Annotated in this window: 7 protein-coding genes and 2 pseudogenes; 5 read left to right on the top strand and 4 right to left on the bottom strand. The window is 35.3% G+C overall.

The genetic code is table 11. From position 1 onward, the window contains the following. The 5 genes and pseudogenes from IAE20_RS09385 to IAE20_RS09365 form a co-directional block, all read left to right on the top strand. A partial coding sequence (locus IAE20_RS09385; RefSeq protein WP_200482938.1) for an FAD-dependent oxidoreductase occupies positions 1–187 on the top strand: 187 nt, incomplete at its 5' end. Positions 188–415: 228 nt separating this feature from the next. Beyond that, a complete protein-coding gene (locus IAE20_RS09380; RefSeq protein ID WP_200460293.1) occupies positions 416–745 on the top strand; it encodes a hypothetical protein in 330 nt (109 codons plus the stop codon). Continuing rightward, positions 738–1,010 (top strand): annotated as a pseudogene (locus IAE20_RS09375) (PAAR domain-containing protein); the annotation flags it as partial. The gene IAE20_RS09380 and the pseudogene IAE20_RS09375, both read left to right, overlap by 8 nt. A 1,178-nt stretch (positions 1,011–2,188) precedes the next feature. Further along, positions 2,189–2,623: a hypothetical protein gene (locus IAE20_RS09370; RefSeq protein ID WP_200529620.1), complete on the top strand. Its 435-nt coding sequence runs from the start codon at positions 2,189–2,191 to the stop codon at positions 2,621–2,623. A 388-nt stretch (positions 2,624–3,011) separates the two neighbouring features. After that, on the top strand, positions 3,012–3,356 hold the full coding sequence (locus IAE20_RS09365; RefSeq protein WP_200460297.1) for a hypothetical protein: 345 nt from the start codon (positions 3,012–3,014) through the stop codon (positions 3,354–3,356). Positions 3,357–3,399: 43 nt separating this feature from the next. Here IAE20_RS09365 and IAE20_RS09360 read toward each other — a convergent pair. The 4 genes and pseudogenes from IAE20_RS09360 to IAE20_RS09345 form a co-directional block, all read right to left on the bottom strand. Continuing rightward, positions 3,400–4,012 (bottom strand): annotated as a pseudogene (locus tag IAE20_RS09360) (metal-dependent hydrolase). 25 nt (positions 4,013–4,037) lie between these two features. Next, positions 4,038–4,814: a peroxide stress protein YaaA gene (gene yaaA / locus IAE20_RS09355; RefSeq protein WP_200482158.1), complete on the bottom strand. Its 777-nt coding sequence runs from the start codon at positions 4,812–4,814 to the stop codon at positions 4,038–4,040. A 193-nt stretch (positions 4,815–5,007) separates the two neighbouring features. After that, entirely contained in the window at positions 5,008–6,471 is a 1,464-nt protein-coding gene (locus tag IAE20_RS09350) for an aminoacyl-histidine dipeptidase (RefSeq protein WP_200482159.1), read from the bottom strand. Positions 6,472–6,551: 80 nt separating this feature from the next. Beyond that, the gene (locus tag IAE20_RS09345; protein ID WP_200460300.1) at positions 6,552–6,932 is read right to left on the bottom strand and encodes a hypothetical protein; all 381 of its coding nucleotides are present in this window, start codon (positions 6,930–6,932) and stop codon (positions 6,552–6,554) included. Between the last annotated feature and the right edge of the window lie 123 nt (positions 6,933–7,055).

Below are 7,055 nucleotides of genomic sequence, written 5' to 3'. Positions count from 1 at the left end.
AAAAGGTTCGGTTGAGTTAAGTGGACGTGGTGAGATCATCATTAACGAGCGAAATGAAACTAATGTAGCCGGTGTATTTGCAGCAGGTGACTGTACCACTGTACCTTATAAGCAGATTATTATTGCTACCGGTGAAGGTGCAAAGGCTTCCCTCTCTGCGTTTGATTATCTTATCCGGAATGGTTAATCGCTCATTTGTTCAATCACAGAAACAAAGTAGTTTGGGCTGCTTTGTTTTTTACAAGAGAGTGTAAATATTTTTAGAAACATGGATAATCCATTTAATTGTATGATAATCAAGAATCACACTTACATTCGTTTTAAATGATAAATTATTTACCATGTGATGCTTTTTTATTTTATTTTGAAAAGCAGTATATTTATTAGATAATAAAATTATTGTGTGAATTTATATATGGCATGTCCAATTTTCTTACATGAATTATCTATAGAACAATTACAACAAATGTTTCAAGAAGATATAGACCCGACAATCAAATCGGAACAGCTTTATTTTCAGCATATACCCACAACGATTTATTACCTTGCCATTAAAATTAATTCAGGCGCTGGAATTGTTGCTTGTATTGTAGAGGGGAAGTCAGCTGCATTCGTTGGCAGTCATTTAGAAAATGGGGATGAGATTATAGATAGCCCTAATAAATCCGTAGCCATTAATATTTTTAAAGGTGATAAAGCTCCTGAAGGTTTTTTAGTAAAACAAGAAGGTATTAATCATGGCTAAGGGTTTTGCGATTCATAATGCACCAACTGATCACGGTGGATTTATTCCTTCAACCCAAGTAAGAAGTTCACAACAAGGGAATTTATTTGTACGTGCTGGAGATGGGCATTTTTGCCCTAAATGTAGATGTTGGTCAGAAGTTATCAAAAGCCATGATCACATCATCATGGATGGTAAAGCAGTTGCTTATGCAGGAGATAAGTTAACTTGTGGGGCTACAATTCAACCTCAGCAGAGTCATGTGGTTGGCAATAGTGGTAGTCGAATCCGACAGACTATGGCTTCTGGTTTTCAGCCGATTAATAATCATCCACAAAATAACCATTTTATGGATGATTCAATAAAGGAAAATGAAATTATTTTAAAGGAGGTAATGGTTAAGTCATTTGTCCCTTTAGGTATCCCTAAGTCAAATGGTTCTCTTAGTAATGGAATTCTTACTTTTCAAGGTTCAACTGTTAATGCAATATTTGAAGCAATTATTTTAGAAGTTAAAAAAGATGGAAAATTTATAAAAGTTAAAAGAATCAACCAAGCCCTCGTGGGGAGTAAAGACTTTAAAATAGAATGGGATGGATTTATTCAGGATATATATGATAGTAAATTCATGACAGGTACAAACGGTGTTATATTCAGAGTTCAGGGTATTAATGGTGGAAACGCTATAGCTCTAGACGAAAAGACTTTTAATTTTAAGTATTTTAATAAAGATTGGATGGATGTAAATATTAATAGAAAGACTTTAAAAATTAATATTGATCTTAGAGTAAATCTTCTAGATGGAGGAGCCAAAGGTCTTTATAACGGTCAATTAGTTCCTGTTACAGAAATTAAAAAGCGTAGAGTCCAACCATATTCAGTACAAACTAAAAACTTTTCTCAACTTCTACAATTATCACTAGATGGTATTAATTATTATTGGAGTAGAAATCAAACACATCCTACGGGCAAAAATATTTTTTTAAACGGTAAAGACTATGAAGTTTTTATAAAAACAATAAATTCAAAAACAAATGCAATGCCAGAAATGAAGCTAACATACATAACTAATGTTGACCCAAATGATCCTATGTTTAGAAGTTCAAATTCCATTCTTTCAAGGAAAACGGCTTACATGACTGGATATTTATATTTTGATAGAACAACATGGGGGTTCTATCCAGAAGCAGTTTCTGATAAGTCATTTAAAGAGACTATTGCTCACGAAACTGGCCATGCAATTGTAGAAGCTTATGGTGGTGTTATGGATTCTATAACGCATCATGGTTCATCAGAAGTTTGGCAAGTTCCTAAATCAGGAACTAGTTATACAACTTCAGGAGAGATAGATCTAATGAAGTATGCTGAAGGAAATTTAACAGGAATTCCGAACTGGGATAAAAATATGGTTGCAAATAAAAAGGACGTGACTGGGTTACTAATTATTTCAGGAATTTCAAAAAAATGAATAAGAAAGCTAGCATTATATTGATTTTTTTAATGACATTTTTTCTAACTTCTTGTGTACAAAAAGAAATTTATGTCACACCAGAAGTAACAGGATATATTTATAGTAGTATTACAAATAAACCTCTCAGTGGAAAAAAAGGTTTAATTGGGTTTAATGGTTTGACTCCTAATAATGCTCCTAATATAGCTTTAAACAGCGATGGTAGTTTTACATTAAAGCCAATTATAAAAAAATATTATTTTTTTCGCCCTGATATGAATAACTATTACAAAATACCTTCACTAATTTACATTAGCATTGATGGATTTAAATTAAAAGACGTTGATTATTCTGAAGAAAAATATAAAAGAATACCTGTCGATAAGAAAGATTTTAGGCATTATAAAAAAATTGACTTAGGAGTTATTTATTTAGATAAAGAAGAATAAAACTCTTAATGAACTATAAAATTAACATAATACGCCTTATGCGAAATTATTTTATTAATTTTATTAAAATCAATTACTTATCTAAGTATAATCAGTCCAATCCTACCAGATCGGACTTTTTATGGATTTTTCTCGTTCCACGCTTAGGGTGAAGGTGCAAAGGCTTCTCTCTCTGCGTTTGATTATCTTATCCGGAATGATTAAAGCAACTTCTTTTTAAAACCTGATATGGTTTATAAGCCTATCCCTCTTCGAAGGATAAGCCTTTTTTTTTATTGCATTTTTTAACATTTTGTTTACAAATAAAAATCGTTATCACAAAGTTATTACGCTTACAATTTAACAATCCAAACTTTTCTGGATGCCACAATTAAAAAGGAAATACACAATGAATAAGTTAGCGATGATTATTGGTCTTGCTGCAACTGTTGCCCTTGTCGGCTGTAATAAACAAAAAGCACCAGAAACTGGGGCAACTACAGGCGAACATCTTGAAAATGCAGCAACTCAAGCTAGCCATGATGTTGAACATGCGACTTCTGACGCTGCTGCAAAAATTGATGCTGCTACTGACAATGCAGTTGCAAAAATTGACGCTGCTGCCGATCACGCTGCGGCTTCAACAGAACACGCTGCTGATAAAGCAGAAGCTGCAACACGTGAAGCTGCTCACGATGCTGCTACTTCTGTTGAAAACACAGCAAAAGATGTCAAACAAGATGCAAAAAATTAATTGAGTAAAATTAAAAAAGTCCTCCGTGTTATGGAGGACTTTTTTATTTCAAAGCAAATTTAAGATTTTCTTTTGCCTGTTTTTCAAAATTTTGTTGAAAGAAATGAGTTTGATATAAAGGCTGTTGGTCATAAAAATAGTCTAAAACCTGCTTACGTTTGACTCGGTAAATTTCTGGTTTAACCCAGCGATATTCATCTTGAACCTGTTGTTCATATTCAATAAACCGTTCAGGCTTTGCTCCCAAAATTGCTAAATCAATATCTAATAACATATTTAAATCATGATCATCATTGGGAATGATGTTGCTTGGTCGCGATAATCCATTGAGAGATTTTGACTAAAAGTTCTGGAGCTAAATCACTTTTTAATGAATCTCGAAATAATTGCGAACTGCACGTTTCACTATCTGAAGCTTGAGGATCATAAACAGCGTCATGAAACCACAGGGCTAATTCAACCGCAAATGGATCATCAAGCGAACTCTGAACTTGTTCGAAATTAAGCAAACACTCACTTAAATGCTGTAAGGTATGATAGGCACGCTGTGGTTCGGAATAAGCCTTTTTTAATAAGTCCAGAAGATTCTGACTAGCATTAAAATGATAAGTTTGCTCTAAACGCCACCATGAGCGATGAAGTATCTCGTCCCACATCACCCACTCCTTTTATCATTAACGATTAAGCTTGTTCATCGCGTTTGAACACCAGTTCAAGCTCAGTGGAATTATCAGTATCAAAATAATAACCGTCACTATTAAATGCTTTCAAATCCTGAGCTTTTTCTAGTTTATTTTCAATAATAAATCGTGCCATTAAACCTCTAGCTTTTTTCGCATAAAAACTGATGACTTTATATTTACCATTTTTCTGATCTAGAAAAACTGGCTTAATAATTTGTGCATCAATTAATTTTTCATTGACCGATTTATAGTATTCATCGGAAGCGATGTTAACCAGAATATCCGTTTTGGTATGTTCAAGATCCTTGATAATTAATTGAGTAATTTGATTATCCCAAAATTCATACAGATTATGTCCACGTAAATTTTGCAATTTAGTTCCCATTTCCAAACGATACGGCATCATCAAATCGAGTGGACGCAGCAGCCCATATAAGCCAGATAACATGCGCAAATGCGTCTGGGCAAATTCAATGTCTGCCTGCTTTAGACTATATGCATCCAGACCTGTATATACATCACCCTTAAAGGCATAAATCGCTTGCCGTGCATTTGCAAGCGATAAATCAGGTGTCCAATCACGAAAACGATCTGTATTCAGATTCGCGATCTTTTCACTGACACTCATTAGACTGGCAATTTGTGAAGCTGATAATTCACGGCAAACCTCGATCAATTGCTCGGATTGATCCAATAATCTTGGTAAAGTATGTTTATCTGTTGGTAATGTAGTTTCGTAGTCTAAAGTCTTGGCTGGAGAAATGACTGAAAGCATAAAAACCTCAATAAACGTATAAATGAATAATACGTTAGACTATAACACTTTCAATATGAAAGCTAATTTGGGATTTTGTTTGTGATTATCGTTTATCTAAATATCAATTGTCGCAAAAAATCTAGATGATCATAATGAAATGACTCCGGATCAAGATGAGTTGTCTCAATCCAGAATCATATTCTTTCATTTTCTATTTTACACTTTCCAGAGCAGCGACCAATAATTTCCAGCACTTTTCTACAGTATCGACTTTGACTCGTTCACCTGGCGCATGCGCTCCTTGAATATCAGGGCCAAATGACACCATTTGTAAGTCAGGATAATGTTCAGCAATGATGCCACATTCCAAACCCGCATGAATCACTTTTAAATGTGGCTCAATATTAAAAGTAGTCCGATAAGCTTGCTGTAAACATTTTAAAGCCGCAGATTCAGGATTAGGTGTCCACCCCGATACTAAAGGTGCAAGCTCAGATGTTATACCTAATTTGCTAAAATGCGCTGCAATCTCTTCAGAAAAACGAGTCGCTTCGCTATTCAACATTGAGCGCACCATAATTAAGGCTTTGGCGTGTTGTTGAGTGAGCTGGATCACGCCAATATTATTTGAAGTTTCAACCACATTTTCCAATACTTCACTCATTTTTGCCACGCCATAAGGACAAGTCGCTAAAGCACTTAACCACGAAGTTTGTTGCTGGGGGTGAATCACTTCCGTTACGGATTGATCTTTAAGTTCCATTTTAATTTTTAGAAGATCATCAATTCCTTTTAATTTTTCCAAATATTGTTTTTCATAACCTTGCACATAGTTTTGTAAGGTTTCTATTTGACTTTCATCAATCACGATCGAAGCAGTTGCTTCACGCGGAATGGCATTCCGTGCACTTCCGCCACTAAACTCAACCAGATACCCACCTAACTCAAATAAATGCTGATGTAACAATTGAATGAGAATGACATTGGCATTGCCTCGTCCCAGATGAATGTCTACTCCAGAATGCCCACCTTTAAGGCCAGAAACCGAAATTTCAATCGTTTTCAGTCCAGATCGAGGTGTTGCGATATAAGTCAATTTCTGTTGAGCTTCAACATCCTGACTACCTGCACAACCTAAATAGAGTTCCCCCCACTCTTCGGTATCAATATTAAATAACCATTTACTTTTTAAAATACCACTTTCCAATAAACGAGCACCGCTCATGCCTGCTTCTTCATCTATAGTGAGCAGAACTTCAATTGGACCATGTGAAATATCATCAGATTCCAGAACAGCTAAGGCCAAAGCCACACCAATACCATTATCAGCACCTAGTGTTGTATCTTTAGCAATCAACCAGCCCTGTTCCAGCACAGGTTGAATTGGATCTTTATTAAAATCATGGATAGTACCTGAATTGGCCTGCGTCACCATGTCCAGATGTCCCTGCAAAACAACACCAGTGACTTGCTCTTTGCCTTGAGTCGCAGATTTACGAATAATCAGATTACCTATCTGATCAATATAAGTTTCCAAACCACGTTGTTTTGCCCATGTTTGAAGATGATCACGCAGTTTTTGTTCTTGTTTAGAGGGTCGCGGAATATTGCATAACGTCTGAAAATGTTTCCAAACCAATGGGGGAGAAAGCTGAGAAAAATCGAAAGGTTGCATGTAGTTATAACTCTAAAACATCTATAGATACATGAAAATATACACCTCTGTTTGTCAGGCGAATAGCATTTATTGTGGTATTAATTTTTCCATTCAAAAGCTGTAAAAGTCTGATCTGACTTTAAGCTATTTTCAACTGCCTGTGCCAATTGACGTATTACACTCTGAGTTTCTATTTTTTCAAACCAATCTTGTTCTGCTCTTGGATTTGCAGTGATCTCACACATCAACTGTCCATCCTTGTTTTTTTGCGTACAAGTTACTGATAAAGGAAGTTGATGGTTTTCAATATTGACTTCAACTTTTTGATGTTCATGCGCAATGTGCTGCGCATCAAAACCATACTCACCAAGTTGCTTAAATAAAAGTGCGGCCACATATTCCTGAGTAATACGGCATTCATTGACCTCATGTCCATCATAGTGATTAGGACAATTCGCAATAAATTGTAGTTTTCTCATGCTGCACCCTGCATTTATAGTTATGACTGCTATTTAGCATAAATCAATAAACAAACAGCAGCCAAGCCGAAACTTTGCTGCTGTGTCGCTTTTATGTTAAGCAGTATAGCGGAGGATGCTTTT

Source organism: Acinetobacter sp. S54 (genome assembly GCF_016624945.1).
Lineage (GTDB): Bacteria > Pseudomonadota > Gammaproteobacteria > Pseudomonadales > Moraxellaceae > Acinetobacter.
The sequence above is the reverse complement of the archived record's forward strand: the minus strand, read 5'-3'. Positions and strand labels throughout refer to the sequence as shown.

Excerpts from the sequence above, each read along its gene's own strand:
- IAE20_RS09380 (WP_200460293.1), top strand. The coding sequence starts at position 416 with ATGGCATGTCCAATTTTCTTACATGAATTATCTATAGAACAATTACAA.
- IAE20_RS09370 (WP_200529620.1), top strand. The coding sequence starts at position 2,189 with ATGAATAAGAAAGCTAGCATTATATTGATTTTTTTAATGACATTTTTT.
- IAE20_RS09365 (WP_200460297.1), top strand. The coding sequence starts at position 3,012 with ATGAATAAGTTAGCGATGATTATTGGTCTTGCTGCAACTGTTGCCCTT.
- yaaA (WP_200482158.1), bottom strand. The coding sequence starts at position 4,814 with ATGCTTTCAGTCATTTCTCCAGCCAAGACTTTAGACTACGAAACTACA.
- IAE20_RS09350 (WP_200482159.1), bottom strand. The coding sequence starts at position 6,471 with ATGCAACCTTTCGATTTTTCTCAGCTTTCTCCCCCATTGGTTTGGAAA.
- IAE20_RS09345 (WP_200460300.1), bottom strand. The coding sequence starts at position 6,932 with ATGAGAAAACTACAATTTATTGCGAATTGTCCTAATCACTATGATGGA.